Below are 20,864 nucleotides of genomic sequence, written 5' to 3' on the forward strand. Positions count from 1 at the left end.
TAGATCGCTGTCTGCGCCGCCACGGCGTCTCCAACCTCAGCGCCCTGATCCCGCAACCGGAAGGCGAAGCCAAGCCGGTCAAAACCTTCAAGGACTACGCACCAGGGTTTGTCCACATCGATGTCAAATACCTGCCGCAGATGCCGGATGCAGCGGCACATCAATACCTGTTTGTCGCCATCGACCGCGCCTCGCGCTGGGTTTATGTCGAAATCCTGCCCGAGAAAACCGCCGCCAACGCCCGCGATTTCCTGCGGCGTCTGGTCGAAAAAGCCCCGTTCACGATTGAGAAGATCCTCACCGACAACGGCAAGGAATTCACTGATCGCTTCTGCGCCACCGGCGAACGTGAACCGACCGGACGCCATCTCTTCGACCAAGTCTGTGCCGATCACAGCATCGAACACCGCCTCACTGCCCCGCGTCATCCGCAGACCAACGGCATGGTCGAACGCTTCAATGGGCGCATTGCCGAGGTGCTCGCTACCACCCGCTTTGATTCCTCCCAGAACCTAGCCGACACCCTCAACGGCTACGTGCGGTTATACAATCACCAGATCCCGCAGAAGGCGCTCGGACACATTGCGCCGATTCAAGCACTCAAGGACTGGCAACAACAATGCCCTGAACGCTTCAAAAAGCGTGTCTATAATCTCGCGGGACTTGACAATTACGTGAGTATAGGATGCCAACCCTGACCGACTTGGCACTAGGAAACAAGGCGCTTCGCAATGGCAATCTCCAGAGCGCCCTGCGTCACTACCTGCGTAGCTTAGACGCAAACCCAGGGTTGGCTGCCGTCGTCACGCCGAACATCGCTAGCATCCGCCGCCGTAACGCTCTACAAAGACGCGGCAAATCCCAGCGCTATCTCCAGTGCTTGAACGGGCAGGAGAAACTTGGCTCATCGCAGGTCTCCAGCCGGGTCGCAGCGCTTGAGCAAGCCGGTCATCGCGTCGACATTGTCACGCTTGTCGATGAAGCCGGGCCTCAGCTCAAAAACCAACAGGGCACGCTCATTCACGTCAATGCCGACACCCTTGCAGAGCGAGCGCTCGAGATTGTCCTCGCACAACCCGTAGATCAGGTTGACCTGTGGTCCGCCGACCCATCATCGCTGGCGTTGGGCTGTTGCTACGCCATAATCTGGGGAACCGCTGTGTACCTGTGGGAAGAAGGGTCTCATCCCATCTCCGACAGTGGGTTGCCATTAGGGCAATACCTTGACACTCCCTACAACAAGCCACTACTCGGTTATCTACTCACCCAACTACCAACCGCGCTACGGGTCTTGGCAGCCCAATCGACTGGGCTGGCCGCTTTTCGCTCCTCTCCGCGCCCCTATGAAAGTCATCACTTGGCCCTGAGCTTCGCCGACATGCAGGCCCACTTGAGCGATGGCCTCGAAACCGCGGGCGAGGTGTCTGATCGGCTGTTTGCGCTCTTCATCGGGCGCTCACCTCAGCAACATGAGCGAAACCACTACCGCCACCTATTGACCACCGACCGTGTTGACAAGGCGGGTCTCAGCCGAATGCTGTGGGCAGCCGAGGAAGGGCTGCGGCATCGCGCCGGCTTCCACGCCGATCGCTGCCCAAGGGCCTTGGCATTGGTCCCCATCGGCGAGGTGCGGCCCAAGGATATTCATCTCCCTGCCTGCGAGTCACCCGAGCTCTCCATCCTCATCCCGGTCTACGGCCAGTTGGATCATACCCTGGCGTGCCTCTACAGCGTTGCCGCGCATCCGCCCCGCGTGCCGTTTGAGGTGGTGGTGCTCGATGACCGCTCGCCGGACGACTCCGCCCGCCAACTGCAGCAGATCGACAACCTGCGCGTGATCGTTCACCCGCAGAATCTCGGCTTCGTGCGGTCCTGCAATCGTGGCGCCGAGATCGCGCGCGGCCGTTATCTGTTTTTTCTCAATAACGACACCCAGATCCAGCCCTGCTGCTTTGATGCCCTGTTCGACACCTATCAGTACTTCCCCAAGGCCGGCCTGATTGGCGCCAAGTTGGTCTACCCTGACGGGCGCTTACAGGAAGCGGGCGGCATCGTCTGGCAAGATGCCAGTGCCTGGAATTACGGGCGCGACGATGACCCGCACAAATCAGTCTATAACTATGTGCGCGAGACCGATTACTGCTCCGGCGCCGCCATCCTGATCGAGAAAGCCCTGTTCGAGCAGCTCGGCCGCTTTGACGAGCGCTACTGCCCTGCCTATTGCGAAGATACCGCCCTAGCCTTTACCGTGCGTGCTGCCGGCAAGCAGGTGATCTACCAACCAAGAGCTGAGGTGGTGCATTTCGAGGGCATCTCGCACGGCACCAGCACGGACAGTGGCATCAAGGCCTATCAGGTCGCCAACAACAAGCGCCTCTTCGAGCAGTGGCAACACCGCCTGAGCGATGAACACTTCCCGAACGCACAACACGTCCCCTTGGCGCGCGAGCGTTCGGCACGTAAATGCCGTGTCTTGATCATCGATCACTATGTACCGCAGCCAGACCGCGATGCCGGATCACGCACCATGTTCCAACTCATGGAAGCCCTTCTAGCACAGGGGGTGTTGATCAAGTTCTGGCCGGCAAACAACCGTTATGATCCCGACTACACGCCCCAGCTCGAGCGCAGGGGCATTGAAGTCATGTACGGCAAAGAGTTCGAACGACAATTCGACGCTTGGATGCGCGAGCACGGCGGCTATCTCAGCGCCGTCATCGCCTCAAGGCCGCACATCACCGAACCACTCCTTGAATCGTTGCGCAGCCATACACAAGCGAAGATCCTCTATTACGGACACGATCTCCACCATCGCCGCTTACAGGCCGAGTTGGAGCTTCATTACGATGCGCGCGTCCACGAAGAGATGCGCTGGTTTGAGAAGCAGGAGAAACAGATCTGGACGAAGGTCGACGCCGTTTACTATCCGTCAGCCGACGAAACCAACCTCGTCAACTGCTGGCTGCGCGAGCAGGGCCTGCCCGAGTCTGCAAAGACGTTACCGCCTTATGCCTTCGAGCAATTTCCCGCGAACCCAGAGGCCAACCTCAAGCAACGCCGGGATATCATCTTTGTCGGCGGCTTCGCCCACCCGCCGAATGTCGGCGGAGCCACCTGGTTCGTCCGTGAAGTGCTCCCGCTGGTTCAACACCGATTCCCTGATGTGCATCTCACACTGATCGGCTCAAACCCGAAACCGGAGGTGATTGCCCTTGGCGGCCCCGCGGTGACGGTGACCGGCTTCGTGCCGGATGAAGTGCTCGATCACTACTATGCGACCGCGCGGGTCGCCATTGCACCCTTGCGCTATGGTGCTGGCATCAAGGGCAAGGTTGTCGAGTCCATGCGGCATGGGCTACCCTGCGTGACCACCCCGGCAGGCGTGCAAGGTCTGGATGCTGCCCTCAGCTGTCTGAGTTCGGAGTCCGAGCCGAAGGCCTTTGCCGAGCGCGTGATGGAGCTGATGGTCGACGATGCGTTATGGGTGGATCGCTCTCGGGCGGCCCAGCGCTTCTGCCGGCAACAGTTCACCCACGATGCCATGTGGCAAGCGATTCGCGATGACATCCCGGCAGGCCCGCTCGGCTACCAGTCCACACTGCAAGAGCGCGCCGCCTAGGAAAGACGATGGCCAACAACACGACGATCATTCGTGCCCGCGCCCCGCTGCGCCTTGGCCTCGCCGGTGGCGGCACCGACGTCTCGCCCTACTGCGATCAGTATGGTGGCTGCGTGCTCAATGCCACCATCGACCGCTACGCCTACGCTGTCATCAAACCGCTGAGCGAGCCGGTGGTCCGTTTCATCGCCTGCGACCAGCAGGCCGAGGTGAGCCTGCCCTTGGGCGCGCCGATCAGCCTCGACGGCCAGCTTAATCTGCACAAGGCCGTCTACAACCACATGGTGCGGCACTACCATCAGGGCCAACCGCTCGCACTAGAGTTGAGTACCTTTTGCGATGCGCCACCCGGCTCCGGTCTGGGCTCATCCTCGACGCTGGTGGTGGTGATGATCCGCGCCTTCGCCGAGCTGCTTAATCAACCGCTCGACGACTACAGCATCGCCCAACTGGCCTTTCATCTCGAACGGGTCGAATGCGGGCTAGGCGGCGGGCGGCAAGACCAGTACGCTGCCACCTTTGGCGGCTTCAATTTCATCGAGTTCTATGCCGACGAGCGTGCCGTCGTGAATCCGCTGCGCATCAAGAACTGGATCATCTGCGAGCTGGAGGCCTCCCTGGTGCTGTTCTTTACCGGCGTCTCGCGCGAGTCGGCGCGCATCGTCGAGGACCAGCGCGACAATATCCAGCAGGGGCGGGCGGAGTCGCTGGAGGCGATGCACGGCCTCAAGCGCGAGGCGGTGACCATGAAGGAGGCGCTGCTGCGCGGCGACTTCGCCGGTCTGTCCGCGTCGATGGCGCAAGGCTGGGAGAGCAAGAAGCGCTCGGCGCGGACGGTGTCGAATCCGCTGATCGATGAGATCTACGCGGCCGCCTTGAGCGCTGGCGCCCTGGCGGGTAAAGTGTCTGGGGCCGGTGGCGGTGGCTTCATGCTGTTCTATGTGCCGACGGAGCACCGCATGGATGTCATTCGCGCGCTCGGGCGTTACGAGGGACAGGTCAGCAATGCGCATTTCACCAAATACGGCACCCAGGCCTGGAGGCGATGATGGAGACTGACGTTCGCTCGCAGATCGCCGCGACTCAGGCGCTGATGGGGGCGATGCTGGCGGATGCCGAACTGCTGGGCGCGACCGTGGCGGCGGCTCAGGCCTGTATCGACTGTCTGCGGGCGGGGAACAAGATCCTGCTGGCCGGGAATGGCGGCAGTGCCGCAGACGCCCAGCATATTGCGGCGGAGTTGGTGGGACGCTTCAAGGTCGAGCGGGCGGGGTTGGCCGCGATTGCGTTGACGACCGATACCTCGATTTTGACGGCGGTTGGGAATGACTATGGGTTTGATCGACTGTTTGCGCGTCAGGTTGAGGCGTTGGGTCGGCCGGCTGATGTGCTCATTGCCTATTCCACGTCTGGGCGGTCGGCGAATATTCTTCGCGGCTTGGAAGCGGCGCGGTCCGGTGGGTTGGTGACTGTTGGGTTGACGGGTAATCGGGGAGAACCGATGGTTGAGTTCTGTGATTATCTGTTGGCGGTGCCTTCTGGGGAGACACCGAAGATTCAGGAGGGGCACTTGGTGTTGGGGCATGTGTTGTGTGGTCTAATCGAGCATGCTTTCACAACAGGTATTGAATTGCGTCAAGGGCGATAGACAGCAATTTGTCTTAGGATATCCAATAACGATCATGTGCATCATTAATAATTCTAAAAAGTTTATATTTATTCACGTTCCAAAATGTGCAGGAACAACATTAACGAATTACTATGCACAGTATTCGAGCTGTCGAGATATCGAAATTGGCGGTTCGCAAATCGGTGAAACGCTGCAGCCATATTTCAGGAAAAGATTTGGTCTCAGCAAGCACGCAACAATTACCGAGATCGACATGGCTCTCGGGGAGAATGTGATTGATGAGTATTTTACATTCGGGTTCGTTAGAAATCCTTATGACCGGGTTATTTCATCTTTCACTTTCTTAAGGAAATGGCAAGACTGGAATGGACATCAAGAAATTATTAAAATCAATGATATCAATGATTACATTATGTCTGATTTTTTCAAAGGTGAAGGGGTAGACAGACAGAACAGAGTACAATCTTTCTGGCTCGGTGACTCGACAAATAGCAGATGTGTTAATTATTGGGGGAAGGTCGAGGAAATACAAACCGCAGTTGCTTTTATTAACAGCAAGATTGGTATAAATGAAGCTGACGTCTCGTTGCCAACAAGAAATGCTAGTCGGCAGGTTGATGCAAACCAAAATATTGAGCTTAGACTTTCTGCTGAATCGATTCAAATTATCAATGACAGATATGCGGCAGACTTCGAGCAATATGGATATTCGCAGAAGGTTGCAAGCTAATGAATTTTGTCGAATTGCAAAAAAAACTGTGCTCGTATCAAGAGTGGAAAAATTTTTCCAAAGATCATAAAATATAGGGTCATATCTATAATTCGAGACCCACTACAGCGATTTATTTCGTCTTACAATTTTATAAGAACGCTGAGCGTACGAGGCGATGAATGGTCGAAGAGCCTCCTCGAAAAACATAACGCCCATTCAATTTGCAGCCTTGAAGACCTTTTTCATTCAAGTTTATGGACTGGATCAGTTGATGGCAACCTAGATAAAGCCGACGAGTTGCAGAAATTCTTCGTGCCACAATACAGATTTATCGAGACAACTAATGACGCTATTGCGAAAAATATAAGTATCTTTCAACTCGAACACTTTCAGGAAGCGAAAAATAATTTGATCCAGTTAGGTATCCTTGGTCAAACTGACCAGCTAGAACACATGAATAAATCACAGAGATTTCTGGAAAGCGATGATATCGAACAAGAATTGCTTCCTGTAATTCGAGACCGTTATGAGAGAGACTTTCAATTGCATGGTCAATTGAATAAAGAATGGATCTAGTATTCGGTCAACGCCGAACCTTTCGGTGAAAATGGCGCAACGTAGAAAAGCTGAGATAATGACTAGTTACGAAGATCGCATTAAAAAACAGGTTGAGCAATATCAGCATACTGAAACAATGCATGTGAACTCAAGTATATCGGACTACTATAAGGAGAAGTATATACGACATAAGTGGCGCTCGATTTTCTCCCCGGCAAGAAACCATTACGAATTTTACGCCAATCAGATAATTGACGATCTGCGTAGCACCCAAAGCAAAGTATGCCTAAGCGTTGGTTCCGGTGATGCGAATATCGAAATCGAGGTTGCGAAAATAATTAAAACACAGTTACCTGATTTTTTTATTGAGTTAACCGAACTTTCAGAGTTTCAAATGGAAAGAGCAAAAGCTAGCGTAATGAGAGAAGGCCTCGGAGATCATTTTCGGTTTAATATGGTTGATATTAACAATTGGGCACCTTCTACGAGTTATGCTGCCGTGATGGCACACCACTCCCTTCATCATGTAGTTAATCTAGAAAAACTTTTTGATGGAGTAAAAGAGTCACTACTAGGATCATTCTGTACCATGGATATGATAGGTAGAAACGGTCATATGCGCTGGCCAGAAACTCTGGAGATTATTGAGCATATTTGGGAAATCTTACCTAAAGAGAAAAAATTCCACAATCAACTAAAAATAACCTGGGAGAAGTTTGTAAATCACGACTGCTCTAGTGAAGGCTTTGAAGGTATCAGATCACAAGACATATTGCCGCTGCTGATAGAAAGATTTAACTTCAATAAGTTTTTTGCATTTGGTGGGATAATTGACCCTTTTGTTGGTCGAGGCTTTGGTCAAAATTACTCTCGAAAAGAGCCATTAGATAAGTCATTGATAGACCTTATTGCTTTTCTGAATGATCTTCTTATCGACCTTGGCCGCATAAAACCAACACAAATGCATGCAGTTATGTCGAAAGACAACTTAAATAGCATAACAACATCCTATGGAAAACTTACGCCTGAGTTTTGTATAAGAGATCCAAAAATCTAATTAATTGTCAAATATTTGTGTCCAGTTTTCCTGAAACAGATGCAAATATCACGATTTGCAACTCGGCGAAGACGAGCCATTTGATCGGCGGTTTTATTAAAGGGCCGCTGTTTGAGTTCTAGACAATTTGGAGCAAAAAATATGTCGCAATGGTCTGTCAATCGAATTAATGCACTTATTGAGGAGTTCGATCTTGCCAATTACTTAGAGATAGGTGTATTTGGTGGGCAAACTTTTTTTAGAGTGCAAGCTGTAACCAAAGTTGGAGTAGATCCTGCATTCAGATTCGATCCTAAAGAACGAGTAAATAATAAAAATGAGGAGTATTTCTCGGTTACATCAGACGACTTTTTCAAGAACCATGCTGGTGATCGGCGTTGGGATTGTGTCTTTTTAGATGGCTTGCATTATTTTGAGCAAACCTTCAGGGATTTTTGTAATGTTGTAACTAATTCTCATGAAAGCACTATAATTGTTATTGATGATGTCGTGCCGAGCGATATATACAGTTCTTTTAGGGAGCCAAGATTTGCTTTATCTTTAAGAAAGGAAGAGACCGGCAGTGAAAGCATTAGTTGGCATGGAGATGTTTATAAAACTATATTCGCAATAGAAGAGTTTTTTCCTCGCTTTCAGTACGCAACCATAATGAAAGGTGGTAATCCACAAACCATATTATGGCGGGAAAATCGAGAACCTATTTTTGATTGTTCAGTGATATCAGAAAATAACGAGTTAGCTTATTTGAATTTTAAGAAAAATTTTGAAATTATGAATCCCGTGGATAACTTTGATGAGATTATCTCTAGGATAAGAATTGCTAGAACGCAAAAAAATATCTAGTTTATTAACCACTCAAAGTGGCTACCGGGGCGATCGCGCGACGCGCGACCTTGTGAGTCACCCGGCAGAGCCGCAGTTTACCCATGGTATTTAGTTAGTTATATTTCTTAAGTGCATCATTATGTTGGATTTTTCGCGCAACTATTCCTTCGCATCTATTGAAGACTATCGATTAAGCCTAGAATCGGGATATTTACTAGACCGATTTAATGGGTTCATCCCCTATATAAGATATATACCAACCTATGTTGGCCCTGATCCAGCATTTATTGGCGAAATTAGGAAGCAGCCCCAAGTGTTTATGGTTGAAGATCAAAGTACGATACTGCCAGCTTTAATACAGTTCGATGGTCAAAATTTTCTTATTCAACCCTTAGGGAGTTTTTCGAGTAAGCTTTTTGATGATCGAGTTGATTTAGTTTTGGTTGGCAACCTCCAGAATGCGGAAAAAAAAGTAGATTTGAGTGATAAAATTATTGTTCCATTAGTCTCAAAAGGCTTCAATATCTACGGGCATTTTTTAATTGACCTGATGCCTCGCTTGAAAATGTATTCAGCGATTAATAATGTATCGAAATTTGTTGGGTTTATTGCAGAAAATGCTCCTGATTGGTCTATAGAAATGGCAAGCGCCTGTATAAGGTCTTTAAACGGGGAGTTGGAGTTTATGAAAAAGGATGTTGCCTACTTATGTAACGTTTATGTACCAATGCCGTCTCGATATCATGATTATCTAGCCCCTTGCTCGGTTTTTGGTGGAGATTTACTCACGCAAAGAAATTTTATTACGCCAAGCCGTAAAGTATATATATCGCGGTCCCGATGGAAAAACAAAAGCCGGGATTTAATGAACAGGGAGGAAGTTGAAAAGGTTTTTGCTGATGGTGGTTTTGATATAGTTTCACCAGAGGATCTTAGCTTTCAAGACCAGTTGAAAGTGTTTGCATCTGCAAAGATCTTAGCTGGTGAGGCTGGCTCCGGTCTGCATAATGTTGTTTTCTCAAATGCGTTTTTGACAATCAATGTAAACTCATCGCGTCAGAGCCATTTCATTCAAGCCGGTCTGTCTCGGTATACTAGTAGCTCTTCAATATACTTGTATGGTGAAAGTCAAGATCAAGGCTGGAACTCACCGTTCACCGTTGACCTTGACTGCGCGGGTGAGCTAGTTGGAGGGTTACCATAGATAGCAAATGTCCCGTGGTACAGCCGGGAGCTATAATGTGTTTGCTCCCCGCCTCCCCCCGTCAACCAATGTAACAATGCGACAGGCACTCATCCTGGTCGGCGGCCAAGGCACGCGGCTTGGCGACCTGACCGCCAATCTCCCCAAACCGATGCTGGATATCGGTGGTCGCCCTTTCCTCCAACGTCTGATCGAAGAGGTCGCGCGCCACGGATTTCAGGACATTCTGCTCCTCTGTGGCTATTTGGCGGATCGCATCGTGGATGCCTTCGATGGCGTCACCCTGCACGGCGCTCGCGTCCGCTGCATCATCGAGCCACAACCCCTCGGCACCGGCGGCGCCCTACGCCAAGCGGCGGATCGGCTGGATGACCGCTTTCTGCTGCTCAACGGCGACTCCTTGTTCGACTTCAACCTGCTCGACTTGCAACGGGTGGCCGACGATGCCGACTGGCTCGGGATCGTGGCGCTGCGCGCGCTCTCGGATACCGGTCGCTACGGTCGGGTCACGCTGGCGGGGAACCGCATCACGGCCTTTGCCGAGAAGCAGGGTCAAGGCGCGGGCGTGATCAACGGCGGCGTCTATCTGTTGCGGCGGCAGGTGCTCGATGCGATTCAAGGGCTCCCGTGCTCGCTGGAACAGGCGATTCTGCCGCGACTGGCCGCCGAGAACCGGCTCTTTGGGCGGGTCTACCAGGGTTATTTCATCGATATCGGTATCCCGGCGGATCTCCAACGGGCGCAGGTCGAGCTGGCTCAGCGCCGTCGACCGGCGTTGTTTTTCGATCGCGACGGGGTGCTCAATCGCGATGCCGGCTATACCCATCGCGTTGAGGACTTTCACTGGATGCCCACCGCCATGGAGGCCATCAAGCACTGCAACGATCAAGGTTGGCTGGTGATCGTGGTCACCAACCAGGCCGGCATCGCCCGCGGTTTCTACGACGCCGCCGCCGTCGAGCGGCTGCATGAGTGGATACAAACCCAACTGCGTGCCATCGGCGCCCATGTCGACGCCTTCTATTACTGCCCCCATCACCCCGAGGGCAGCGTGCCCGAACTGTCGATCCCTTGCCACTGCCGCAAACCGGAGCCCGGCATGCTCTTGCGGGCCATGGAAGACTGGCCGGTCGATCGCTCCCGGGCGTTTCTGATCGGCGATCAGGCATCGGATATTGAAGCCGCCACCAGCGCCGGCATCACCGGGCTGTTCTGTCAAAACGGGGTGTTGCTTGACCTAGTGCGTGGACTGGTCGACTGAGGAGCCGTCCGACGGCCTCAAGCCCCTGCCTGAGGATAGGAAAAGGAAAGAAGGAAAGAGAGGGAAAGAAGCTAGGCTCGAATTGTTTGAACAGCGGTTAGCTGTCTGGCATAACGGCGTTGAGTCGGTCGCATGGCACGGCGAGCAAGTATGGCTGCATCGCAAGGGCACGGCGCCGGCAGATCGCGGGTCGCTGGTGGTTCCGTGATCGCGTGGGGCACTGTCATATCTGGTCGCGCCGATGGGGGATGGTGCGATCAATTTGCGCTCGGTCGCGCATGGGGCTGGACGCAAATGGAAGCGCGGCGAGGCGCGGGCGCGGTTGAGCGGACGCCAGCGCCATAGATGACGAAGCCAGAGCTTCGTCACCAGATTCAAGCTGATTGCTGGCGGCTCACTTAACCGGAATCGTCATGCCATCCTGACCTTGCCGTTTCAGCAGAGCGCGAACTTGCTCGGCTTCCGGTCGGCTGGCATAGGCTCCGGTACGCACGCGATACACCGTTTTGCCATTGGCGAGCGTGGCCGTTTGAATGCCGGTCGGCACGCCCAGTTGATTTAACTGCGCTTGCAGCCGTTCGGCATCGCTGGTGCGGCTGAATGACGCAATCTGCACCACATAGGTACCGCTGCTCGGCTCCATCGCTGGCGGTAATCCCGCTGCTGCCGCTGTATCAGGCGTGCCAAGTGTCGCCAATTCGTTATCCGCCGCCGGAATATCCGGCACCGGCACCGGACGCGGCGCTGGGGGCGGCGGCGGTGGGCCTTTACTGATATCGACTTCGGTTTCGCTCAAAATCTTTTCATAGGTAAAAGTCGGTTTAGTCACCGGCTCACCCGCTTGCGCACTCTTGGCCGTCTCAACCACATTCGGCTGTGGCGACAACAGGCTCGAACCGAGCACGCCCAATGCCACGCCGCCGACCATCCAGCCGATACACGAGCGGTTCGGCTTGCGGCGAATCGGTGGCGTAGACGGTGGGGACGGCGGCGGCGGTTTACCGCGATGATATTCCTTAGGCATCGTCTTACATGCTCTCGGGCGCTGAAACGCCGATCAGCCCCAGTCCGTTACGCAACACTTGGCGGGTCGCCAAAATCAGCTTCAGCCGCGCATCGCGCAGGGCGCTGTCTTCGACCAAAAACGGATGGGCGTTGTAATAGGTATGCAAGTCATTGGCCAGCTCGCGCAGATAATGCGTGAGTTGATGCGGCTCGGCTTTAAGCGCCGCTTGTTCAACGGTTTCGGGATAGCGGCTCAGGGTGCGCAACAGCGCCTGCTCGTGGGCTTCGCTCAAGCGTTCGAGATTATCCGCACCCGCACTCAGCTCAACGCTCAAGCCGCGTTCTGCCGCTTGGCGCAACACCGCGCAAATCCGCGCATGAGCATATTGCACATAGTACACAGGATTATCAGAAGATTCGGATTTGGCCAGATCCAAATCAAAATCCATGTGCTGTTCACAGCGCCGCATCACATAAAAAAACCGCGCCGCATCACGTCCAACCTCTTGGCGCAATTCGCGCAAGGTGACGAACTCACCGGAGCGCGTGGACATCTGCGCTTTTTCGCCACCGCGATAGAGAATCGCAAATTGCACTAACAGCACATCCAGCCGATTGACATCCTCGCCGAGTGCTTGCAGCGCGGCTTTGACACGCGGGATATAGCCGTGATGATCCGCGCCCCAGATGTCAATCACGCGATCAAACCCGCGTTCCAGCTTATCGAAGTGATAGGCGATGTCCGAAGCAAAATAGGTGCTTTGGCCATTGTCGCGCACCATGACGCGATCTTTTTCATCACCGAACGCCGTCGAGCGGAACCAGAGTGCGCCGTTGTGCTCGTACACATGCCCCAAAGCCCGCAGCCGCTCAATGGCCCGATTGACCGCGCCGCTTTCGGTCAGCGAGCGTTCGGAATACCACTCTTGATAGGTGACGCCGAATTGCGCTAAATCGGCGCGAATATCATCGAGAATGGTATTTAAGCCGAGTTCAAATACATAACGATAGCGGTTATCACCGAGCAGCCGCTTGGCTGCTGCAATCAAGCCGTCGATATGCGCTTCTTTATCGCCGACCGGATCCGGCGGCTCGCCGTCGAGCGGCGCATCAGCGGGCAGATTGGCAAAAACCTGCTCGCTCTCGACCTGATAGGCGTCGCCGTGCTCGCGGTGCAGCGTTGCGGCGATGTCCCAGACATAATCACCTTTGTAGCCGTTGCTCGGAAAACGCAGCGGCTCGCCGCATAGTTCCAAATAGCGCAGCCAAACCGAGGTTGCCAAAATATCCATCTGGCGTCCGGCATCGTTGACGTAATACTCACGGTGGACAGTAAAGCCAACGGCGGCCAGCAAATCGGCGACCACCGCGCCATAGGCCGCGCCGCGTCCGTGCCCGACATGCAGCGGCCCGGTCGGATTCGCTGACACAAATTCGACCTGCACCCGCTGTCCCGCGCCCAGTTGACTGCGCCCATAATCGGGGCCAGCGTCCAAAATGCGCGGCACCAGACTGCGGTAAGCATCATCGGCGAGAAAGAAATTGATAAAGCCTGGGCCGGCGATCTCGACCCGCGCAATCAGCGGCGACGCGGGCAGGGCGTCAACCAGTTGTTGCGCCAGCTCACGCGGTTTGGCGCGGGCGGGTTTGGCCAGCAATAGGGCCAGATTGGTCGCAAAATCGCCGTGAGCGGTGTCTTTGGTGCGCTCGATGTGAATGTCGGGGCGCATGGTCAAGGTGAGCTGACCGGCGGCGAGCAGTTGATCGAGGGCAGCAGTGAGCAGGGCGGTAATATCGTGCTTCATGGGTGCGATTAAATCAGCGTCAAGAACGGGATTAACTGGCCTAAGCATACCCGAATCAGCGCCTTAAATGATTCACCGCGACGGTCAGCAGCCGTTAGCGGCGCTCAGATTCGCTCAGATGCGCTCAGAGCAAATCACGCGGATCGACATCCAGTGACCAGCGTAATCCGTTGCGGCGCGGCAGCGTGCGCACGGCGCGTAGCCAATGCGCGAGAAAGCGTTGCAAGCGTGGCCGTTCGGCACATTGGATCAACAGTTGGGCGCGATAACGTCCGGCGCGGCGCTCCATCGGTGCCGGAATTGGCCCGAGTAATTGGATTCCGCTGATGATCTCAGCGGGAATTTCACCCGCTAACGCTTCGCCACAGGCCCGCGCTTGGCGGAGAAAATCGAGCGCCTGCGCCGGATCGGGTGCTTCCGCTCGCGCCAGCGCCAGATGACTGTAGGGCGGCAATTCCGCCTCGGCGCGTTCACGCAGCGCCGCTTCCGCAAAGCCGGTATAGCCCGCGTGCAGCAGCGATTGCAGCAACGGATGCTCAGGATGGCGGGTCTGGAGCACCACGCGCCCGCGATGTTCCGCCCGTCCAGCGCGGCCAGCGACCTGAATAATCAGTTGGGCGGTGCGCTCGGCGGCGCGAAAATCGCTTGCATACAGGGTGTGATCGAGTTCGAGAATCCCGACCAGCGTCACATTCGGAAAATCATGGCCTTTGGCCAGCATCTGCGTGCCGAGCAGAATCTGCGTCTCGCCAGTATGTACCGCATCGAGCACGCGCCCCAGCGCCCCCTGACGGCGCGTGCTGTCACGATCTAAACGGGCAATGCGCGTTTCGGGAAACAACGCGATCAGCTCATCTTCGAGCCGCTCGGTGCCGCGTCCGAGCATCCGCACATCTTCATCTTGACAGGCTGGGCAACGTTCCGGCTGCCGACATGACCAGCCGCAGTGATGACACCATAGCCGCCGTTCGCTCAGATGCAGCGTCAGCCGCGCATCGCAATGCGGACACTCGCCGACCCAGCCGCAAGCGTGACAGGTGAGCACGGGGGCATAGCCGCGCCGATTGAGAAACAGCAAAATCTGATGACCGGCGCGGAGTTCGGCCTGCATGTGTTCGCGCAATACCGGCGAGAGACCGGCACGGAGCGGTTGATTGCGAATATCGAGCAGCGAAATCTGTGGCGGTTGTGCCCCGCCTGCGCGTTCGGTGAGCCTTAGCCACTGATAGCGTCCGAGTTGCGCATTGCGGAGCGTTTCCAACGCCGGCGTCGCCGAGCCGAGCACCACCGGACAGCCGACTAACTGCGCCCGCCGAATCGCTAGATCGCGCCCCGAATAGCGCAAGCCGTCCTGCTGTTTCAGTGAATCGTCGTGCTCTTCATCCACCATAATCAGCCCGAGACGCGGTATCGGGGCCAGCACTGCCGAGCGGGTGCCCAAGATCAGATGTGCTTCACCGCGTGCGGCACGCAGCCAGTTGCGCTCACGTTCGCGGGTGTTGAGCGCCGAATGCAGCACGGCAATGGGGCCAGATACGCGCGTACGAAAGCGGGCGCGAAGCTGAGGCGTCAGCCCAATCTCGGGGACAATCACCAATGCCTGTCGGCCCTGCGCGATCACCTGTTCGATCAGCCGAATATAAACCTCCGTTTTGCCGCTGCCAGTCACGCCATCGAGCAAAAACACGCCGAATGCGTCCAGATTCGCGGCAATCGCGCTGACTGCCGCCTGTTGTTCGGCGTGCAGCGTTGGGCCAGTCGCGGGCGGCTGATGCTCACTTGGATCAACAGCAGCGGCGAGGCGCGTCTCGGCGATCAAGCCTTTGGTGCGCAACGCACGTACCGCACCGCCCAGCTCGCCGAGTTGCGCGGTCAATGCCGCGAGCGTCATGCCCTCGGGTGCAGCTTGGAGCGCGGCGAGCAGAGCGCGTTGTTTCGGGGCGCGGCTCAGGGTGTCGAGAGCGAGCGCGTGTCCGGCGGCGGTGGCGTGTAATCCGGGCAGGGTGTCCGGCGTCAGCGGTTCGGGATCGCGCAGCCGAGCGGGGAGCGCAGCAAAGAGCGCCGCACCGATGGGCTGCTGATAATAGGTCGCTGCCCACGTCAGCAGCTTGAGATCGGCGGCGGCAAACAGTGGTTCTGGATCGAGCACACGCACCACGCGCTTGAGACGGTCGAGCGGATGACTGGTGTGATCGGTCAGCGCCAGCAGCACGCCGACACGCTCGCCGCGTCCGAATGGCACCAGCAGACGTAGCCCCGGCTGCCAGGGCAGCGGCGGCGGATCGAGCGACGGGAGATAATCAAAGCTATCGGCGAGTGGCGCTTCGATGGCCACGCGCAGAATCAGCGGTTGAGGGTTCATGTGACAGGATTAACAAGATGTTTCAAGATGAACAGAATTATTAAGTGCTTGTTTTTAAATTGATTTATTCATGTAAATCCTGAAAAATCCTGTCAATCTTGTCTCAATTATCTCAATCACACACCATGACCGACTGGACACACATCGCCGCGCAGCTCAGCGCCGCCACCGGCATCCCAGTTCACATCCAGCGCCAGCGTCCTATCGGCGGCGGCTGCATCAATCGCGCCGCGCTGATCGATGACGGCTCCCGCACCTGGTTCGTCAAGCTTAACAGCCGCGACCGCGTGACCATGTTCGAGGCCGAAGCCGCTGGCCTGAGCGCCCTCGCCGCCGCGCACGCTTTCCGCGTGCCCGAGCCGATCTGCGTCGGCGTTACGGCAGATGAGAGTTTTCTTGTCCTCGAACGCCTCGACCTCAGCGGACGGCTCGACAGCGTGCGTGTCGGTCAGCAACTGGCCGCACTCCATCGCCACACCGCCGACCGCTACGGCTGGCATCGTGATAACACCATCGGCTCGACACCGCAGCTCAACACGCTGCATCCCGACTGGGCGAGCTTTTGGCGCGACTGCCGCCTCGCACCGCAACTGATCCGCGCTGCCGCCAACGGCTATCACGGACGCTTACAACGCAGCGGCGAACGGCTGCTCTCCCAACTCGCCGTTTTTCTCGATCATCGCCCACCGGCTTCACTGCTGCACGGCGATCTCTGGGGCGGTAATATCGGCGCGACGGCGGCAGGCGAGGCGGTGATCTTCGATCCAGCGGTTTATCACGGTGACCGCGAAGCCGATCTCGCGATGACCGAATTATTCGGCGGCTTCGATGCCAGCTTTCAGGCCGCCTATCGTGAGGCGTGGCCGCTCGATCCCGCCTATCGCACCCGCAAACAGCTCTATAACCTCTATCACATCCTCAATCATCTCAACCTATTCGGCGGCGGCTATCTGGAACAGGCGCAATCCATGATGGATTCAGTGCTTGCCGAGGCCGCTTGAGGTGACGCCAAAATGACAGATGTGTTAAAACCACGCCCAAATTGAACGAATGGCTTGTCTGCGTGCTGTTTTCAGGCGCGAGACCCTCTGGTTTATAAACATCCCTTGAGTTACGTCGATCCCTTTTTCCACATGCCACGCGAGTTGTTGTTACTGCGTCACGCTAAATCCGACTGGGACTCCGGTACCGCGAACGATTTTGAGCGCCCGCTGGCCAAGCGCGGGAAGAACGATGCGCCCAAAGTCGGCTCTTGGCTCTACCGCGAAGGGCTGGTGCCGGATCATGTCATCAGTTCGCCAGCGGAACGGGCACGCCAAACGGCGACCAAAGTCTGTAAGCGTCTGGATTTTAAGAAAAAACAGATCATCTGGGATGCCGCGATCTATGACGCGAGCGTCGCGGCACTGCTTGCTGTGCTCGCCCGCTGCCCGCATGAGGCTACGACTGTGCTGCTGGTTGGGCACAATCCCGGACTCGAAGAGCTGATACTGCATCTGGTCGGCGATGAACTCGAACGCCCCGCCGACGGCAAGCTGCTGCCGACGGCGACCGTAGCGCGGCTGGAAATGCCTGACGATTGGCGCGAACTTAGCCCCGGCAGCGCCCATCTGATTTCGATTACGCGGCCACGTTGAAAGCAACGGCAAGCACCGCCACTCTTGTGGCGTCTTTTTGTTTCTACAGGGATTTATCCAATGGCTGCACTCCTACTCGGACTCGCGTTATTTCTTGGGATGCACTCCCTTGCAATCTTCCGCCCCACCCTGCGCGAGACGCTCACTGCCCGCATTGGTTTGACGGCTTGGCAGGGGATTTATAGCCTAATCTCGCTGCTGGGTTTTATGCTGATTGCCTATGGTTATGGTCAATCACGCCTCGCGCCGGTCGTGCTCTACGATCCGCCGACATGGTTGGGTCATATCAGCCTGCTGCTGATGGTGCCGGTATTTCCGCTGCTGTTTGCGGCCTATCTCCCCGGACGTATTCAGACCGTCACCAAGCATCCGATGTTAGCCGCTGTGAAAATCTGGGCCTTTGCGCATCTGCTGGCCAATGGAATGCTGGCTGATGTGGCGCTGTTCGGGCTGTTTTTGATCTGGGCGGTGGTGGATCGGATTTCGCTCAAACGTCGCGCTGCGCTGCCGGTTCAGGGCGCACCGGTTGGGCCATTGAATGATCTGATCGCGGTAGTGGCGGGGTTGGGACTCTATGTTCTATTCCTACTTGGACTACATCAGGCCATGTTAGGCGTTGCGCCGCTGGGTTAGTGCGTGACGCACGTCCAGTCCGCGCCGCGATATACCCGCACCGCATTGCCGCGCTCAAGCTGAGTGTGTTGACGCCAGCGGGTATCTTCGGCGTGGCGGGCGTGCGCGGCGGCGCGGTCAGCCAAGAGCGCCGCGAGTCGCGCCAGCGCCAATCGGCGGTTGAGATGTTGTGAGCGTTCTTCCTGCGCGAGCACACTCAATCCGCTCGGACGATGGGTGACGCGCACCGCGCTCTCGGTACGGTTGACATGCTGACCGCCTGGGCCGCTGGCGCGGAGTGTCTCAATGCTCAGATCGCGTTCATCCCAGTGTTCCGCCGTCGGTTCGTTAAAAGCGGCGACGCTGACAAACCAGTTTTTGCGCTGATGTTGCGGACGATAGGGACTGGTGCCGATCCATTGCACCGTACCGAGCCAGTCGGCAACCCGCGCTGTCACCTCGGGGCCAGAGACGCGCACCAGCACCGACCGTGCATCACCGGAATGGGTGCCTGGGATGCGGTCGAGTTCTTCGACGTTGAGTTCGCGGGCGGTGAGATCGCGGATCAAGATGGGCACCAAGCGCCCGACCACCCATTCGCATTCAGCGGGGCAGCGTCCGGCGGAAATTTGGAGCCAGAGCGTTGAAGTGTGCATTCGGCTGAAATTTAGACAGGATTGACAGAATTATTCAGGATTAACAAGATTTGGTAGTGCCCCAATCTAAAGGATTTAGGATACGCTCAATCTAGCTAGATACTCATTCACTAGCGCAACTGATCCTACGAATCGGGGCACTACCCGGATTTTAAGGTTGCGACGGCGCAGTCTGCGGCGGAACAACCGCCGCTTGTGCTGGCGGTACCGGCTCAACCTTCCACGGCTGAATCGCCACCGCCGAAATGCTATTCTTCGGCGAGCCTTCAATAATCCGGTCGCTATAACTTAAATACACCAGCGCATTGCGCGGCCCGTCATAAAAACGCACCACTTGCAGGCTTTTAAAAAGCAGTGAGGTGCGCTTTTTGAATACCTGTTCACCATTGCGCTTGCCCGAACGGACATCATCGGGTAATGCAATTGGGCCAATCTGCGTGCATTCAATCGATGAATCTGAGGTGTCTTCCGCCACCCCAACCGCACCGGATACTCCGCCGGTTTTAGCGCGACTCAAATAGCAAACTACACCCGGAATATCGTCGTCTTGAAAGACTTCAACGACGATTTTGTCATTCGGCCCCATCCATTTAAATTTGGTCGAAACACTGCCGATTTCATCGGCAAGCGCACTGCTGGCAAACGCACCCAGCAGCAGCGGCACAATCCACGCAGATCGCATAAGCTGCCCTCGTTTTGAGATGAAATGGAATTAGATTTCAGCGCCAAATAACCGAACATGTTCGCTATGGCTGCGCGTCAGCGCATCTTCCATCGACACGCCGAGAAACCAATTACCCGTCAGCGCCAGCCGCGTTCCAGCAAGCGCGGCATCAAGCTGCGTGACACGCGCCAGATGACCCGCCCGCAGTGCCGGTAAACGATTCTGTACCGAAGTCTGCGCGGCGATGCGCTCCGCTGACACGCCGAGTGCAGCGCAAGCGCGATGGATCTGCGTCTCGGCATCGAGCACGCTTGGGCGGAAGTGAAAGGCAAAGCCGCGATACTGGGCATCCGGCAGGAAATCCCGCGAAACGGCGGAATAAAACGCATCTTCGACCGCGATCAGGCCGGCAATGGGCGGCAAGTGCTTGAGATCATCGTGCCGGAAAATCAGCACCAACGTCTCGATCTCAGCCATGCCGATGTCAGCGACCAGCGCCCGCGCCGCCTCAAACCCCGTCGGGAGCAATTGCGCGGCAACATCCGGCGGCACCGCGAGCGTCAGATACGCCGATTGCAACAGGCTGCCGTCCTGAAGTTGCACGCGGAAGCCGGTGTCGCTGCTGTCAATGTGCGCGATCTGCTGGCGCGTGCGCACATCGAGCGCGGATTGCGCGGCAATCGCGTTCGGAATGGTCGCAATGCCCTGCGCGAACGTAAACGCTTTCATCACGTCTTTGCGGCGCGGTTTGCGGCGAAACAGCGCTTCGGCGGGATAGTCGTCGGCGGGCTGGCAGATGACGGCCTGAAAAGCGTGCTGCAATAGATCCTGATAATTGCGCTGTCCCAGCACGGTGCCGTAATAGTCGCGCACACTGCGTCCAGCTTTCGGCGCTGTAAATAACTTTGGGAGCGAACGCGCCGCCTCAAAGAGATGCAGCGCCGAGCTAATCGAGCGGCGCTGACCCTGTTTCCAGAGCTTGTAGCCGACTTTGCGCTTGGGTTGAACCTGCTGGGTCAGGCCGAGATCGTCGAGGATCGACAACAGATGCCCGTAGCTGTTGAAACAGGTGTGGCCGCCGGCTTCAGTCCAAAAACCGTTGAGCGCCGCAAATGACGGGCTGTTGATGCAGCCGCCGACGCGCTCACTGGCTTCAAGCACCAGCGTGCGCCGACCCCGGCGAGCGGAAAAATGGGCCGCACCGAGACCGCTGATACCAGCGCCGATGACGATATGATCGAATTCTGTACTCATAAG

At 56.0% G+C, this 20,864-nt stretch carries 20 protein-coding genes; 14 read left to right on the top strand and 6 right to left on the bottom strand.

Annotated features, from left to right (window positions below; translation table 11 throughout):
• From BLW10_RS04955 to BLW10_RS14220, 11 genes are all read left to right on the top strand, one after another.
• Nucleotides 1–698, top strand: a 698-nt coding sequence (locus BLW10_RS04955; protein ID WP_143117010.1) for a DDE-type integrase/transposase/recombinase, incomplete at its 5' end; no start/stop codon positions are given.
• Nucleotides 686–3,619 carry a glycosyltransferase gene (locus BLW10_RS04960; RefSeq protein ID WP_218139697.1) on the top strand — a complete coding sequence of 978 codons (2,934 nt, stop codon included), beginning with the start codon at nucleotides 686–688 and terminating at the stop codon, nucleotides 3,617–3,619. The genes BLW10_RS04955 and BLW10_RS04960, both read left to right, overlap by 13 nt.
• A gap of 8 nt (nucleotides 3,620–3,627) precedes the next feature.
• Nucleotides 3,628–4,668, top strand: a complete 1,041-nt coding sequence (locus BLW10_RS04965; protein WP_091332713.1) for a GHMP family kinase ATP-binding protein — start codon at nucleotides 3,628–3,630, stop codon at nucleotides 4,666–4,668.
• Nucleotides 4,668–5,267 (top strand): D-sedoheptulose 7-phosphate isomerase, encoded by a 600-nt coding sequence (locus tag BLW10_RS04970; RefSeq protein ID WP_091332715.1) that lies wholly within the window; start codon nucleotides 4,668–4,670, stop codon nucleotides 5,265–5,267. The genes BLW10_RS04965 and BLW10_RS04970 overlap by 1 nt, the downstream gene beginning before the upstream one ends.
• A gap of 34 nt (nucleotides 5,268–5,301) precedes the next feature.
• A complete protein-coding gene (locus BLW10_RS04975) occupies nucleotides 5,302–5,979 on the top strand; it encodes a sulfotransferase family 2 domain-containing protein (protein WP_177168987.1) in 678 nt (225 codons plus the stop codon).
• Nucleotides 5,980–5,985: 6 nt separating this feature from the next.
• Nucleotides 5,986–6,537 carry a sulfotransferase family 2 domain-containing protein gene (locus BLW10_RS04980; protein ID WP_177168988.1) on the top strand — a complete coding sequence of 184 codons (552 nt, stop codon included), beginning with the start codon at nucleotides 5,986–5,988 and terminating at the stop codon, nucleotides 6,535–6,537.
• A 25-nt stretch (nucleotides 6,538–6,562) separates the two neighbouring features.
• Nucleotides 6,563–7,576 carry a class I SAM-dependent methyltransferase gene (locus BLW10_RS04985; protein ID WP_143117011.1) on the top strand — a complete coding sequence of 338 codons (1,014 nt, stop codon included), beginning with the start codon at nucleotides 6,563–6,565 and terminating at the stop codon, nucleotides 7,574–7,576.
• Nucleotides 7,577–7,717: 141 nt separating this feature from the next.
• Nucleotides 7,718–8,419 carry a class I SAM-dependent methyltransferase gene (locus BLW10_RS04990; protein WP_091332723.1) on the top strand — a complete coding sequence of 234 codons (702 nt, stop codon included), beginning with the start codon at nucleotides 7,718–7,720 and terminating at the stop codon, nucleotides 8,417–8,419.
• Nucleotides 8,420–8,540: 121 nt separating this feature from the next.
• Nucleotides 8,541–9,605, top strand: a complete 1,065-nt coding sequence (locus tag BLW10_RS04995; protein ID WP_091332725.1) for a glycosyltransferase family 61 protein — start codon at nucleotides 8,541–8,543, stop codon at nucleotides 9,603–9,605.
• Nucleotides 9,606–9,681: 76 nt separating this feature from the next.
• Nucleotides 9,682–10,866: an HAD-IIIA family hydrolase gene (locus BLW10_RS05000; protein WP_091332726.1), complete on the top strand. Its 1,185-nt coding sequence runs from the start codon at nucleotides 9,682–9,684 to the stop codon at nucleotides 10,864–10,866.
• A gap of 220 nt (nucleotides 10,867–11,086) precedes the next feature.
• Nucleotides 11,087–11,215, top strand: coding sequence for an RtcB family protein (locus BLW10_RS14220; protein WP_281241126.1), 129 nt, complete (start codon nucleotides 11,087–11,089; stop codon nucleotides 11,213–11,215).
• A 45-nt stretch (nucleotides 11,216–11,260) separates the two neighbouring features.
• Here BLW10_RS14220 and BLW10_RS05010 read toward each other — a convergent pair whose 3' ends face one another.
• From BLW10_RS05010 to BLW10_RS05020, 3 genes are all read right to left on the bottom strand, one after another.
• Nucleotides 11,261–11,890, bottom strand: coding sequence for an SPOR domain-containing protein (locus tag BLW10_RS05010; protein ID WP_091332728.1), 630 nt, complete (start codon nucleotides 11,888–11,890; stop codon nucleotides 11,261–11,263).
• 4 nt (nucleotides 11,891–11,894) lie between these two features.
• Complete coding sequence (gene argS, locus BLW10_RS05015; protein WP_091332730.1) at nucleotides 11,895–13,676, bottom strand: arginine--tRNA ligase; 1,782 nt, start codon at nucleotides 13,674–13,676, stop codon at nucleotides 11,895–11,897.
• Nucleotides 13,677–13,800: 124 nt separating this feature from the next.
• Nucleotides 13,801–16,038 (bottom strand): primosomal protein N', encoded by a 2,238-nt coding sequence (locus tag BLW10_RS05020; RefSeq protein WP_091332732.1) that lies wholly within the window; start codon nucleotides 16,036–16,038, stop codon nucleotides 13,801–13,803.
• Between the two features lie 125 nt (nucleotides 16,039–16,163).
• On the opposite strand from BLW10_RS05020, the gene BLW10_RS05025 reads away from it, so the two are divergent.
• The 3 genes from BLW10_RS05025 (at nucleotide 16,164) to BLW10_RS05035 (ending at nucleotide 18,308) form a co-directional block, all read left to right on the top strand.
• On the top strand, nucleotides 16,164–17,039 hold the full coding sequence (locus BLW10_RS05025; RefSeq protein ID WP_091332734.1) for a fructosamine kinase family protein: 876 nt from the start codon (nucleotides 16,164–16,166) through the stop codon (nucleotides 17,037–17,039).
• Between the two features lie 132 nt (nucleotides 17,040–17,171).
• Nucleotides 17,172–17,675 carry a SixA phosphatase family protein gene (locus tag BLW10_RS05030; protein WP_091332736.1) on the top strand — a complete coding sequence of 168 codons (504 nt, stop codon included), beginning with the start codon at nucleotides 17,172–17,174 and terminating at the stop codon, nucleotides 17,673–17,675.
• Between the two features lie 60 nt (nucleotides 17,676–17,735).
• Complete coding sequence (locus BLW10_RS05035) at nucleotides 17,736–18,308, top strand: NnrU family protein (RefSeq protein WP_091332738.1); 573 nt, start codon at nucleotides 17,736–17,738, stop codon at nucleotides 18,306–18,308.
• Here BLW10_RS05035 and prfH read toward each other — a convergent pair.
• The 3 genes from prfH to BLW10_RS05050 all read right to left on the bottom strand — a co-directional run bounded on the left by prfH (nucleotide 18,305) and on the right by BLW10_RS05050 (nucleotide 20,861).
• Nucleotides 18,305–18,943, bottom strand: a complete 639-nt coding sequence (gene prfH, locus BLW10_RS05040) for a peptide chain release factor H (RefSeq protein WP_091332739.1) — start codon at nucleotides 18,941–18,943, stop codon at nucleotides 18,305–18,307. The two genes, BLW10_RS05035 and prfH, sit on opposite strands and share 4 nt — an antisense overlap.
• 151 nt (nucleotides 18,944–19,094) lie before the next feature.
• Nucleotides 19,095–19,625 carry a CreA family protein gene (locus BLW10_RS05045; protein WP_091332741.1) on the bottom strand — a complete coding sequence of 177 codons (531 nt, stop codon included), beginning with the start codon at nucleotides 19,623–19,625 and terminating at the stop codon, nucleotides 19,095–19,097.
• 30 nt (nucleotides 19,626–19,655) lie between these two features.
• On the bottom strand, nucleotides 19,656–20,861 hold the full coding sequence (locus BLW10_RS05050; RefSeq protein ID WP_091332743.1) for a protoporphyrinogen/coproporphyrinogen oxidase: 1,206 nt from the start codon (nucleotides 20,859–20,861) through the stop codon (nucleotides 19,656–19,658).
• Nucleotides 20,862–20,864 lie beyond the last annotated feature (3 nt).

It is taken from the genome of Allochromatium warmingii (assembly GCF_900107145.1).
Classification (GTDB): domain Bacteria; phylum Pseudomonadota; class Gammaproteobacteria; order Chromatiales; family Chromatiaceae; genus Thermochromatium; species Thermochromatium warmingii.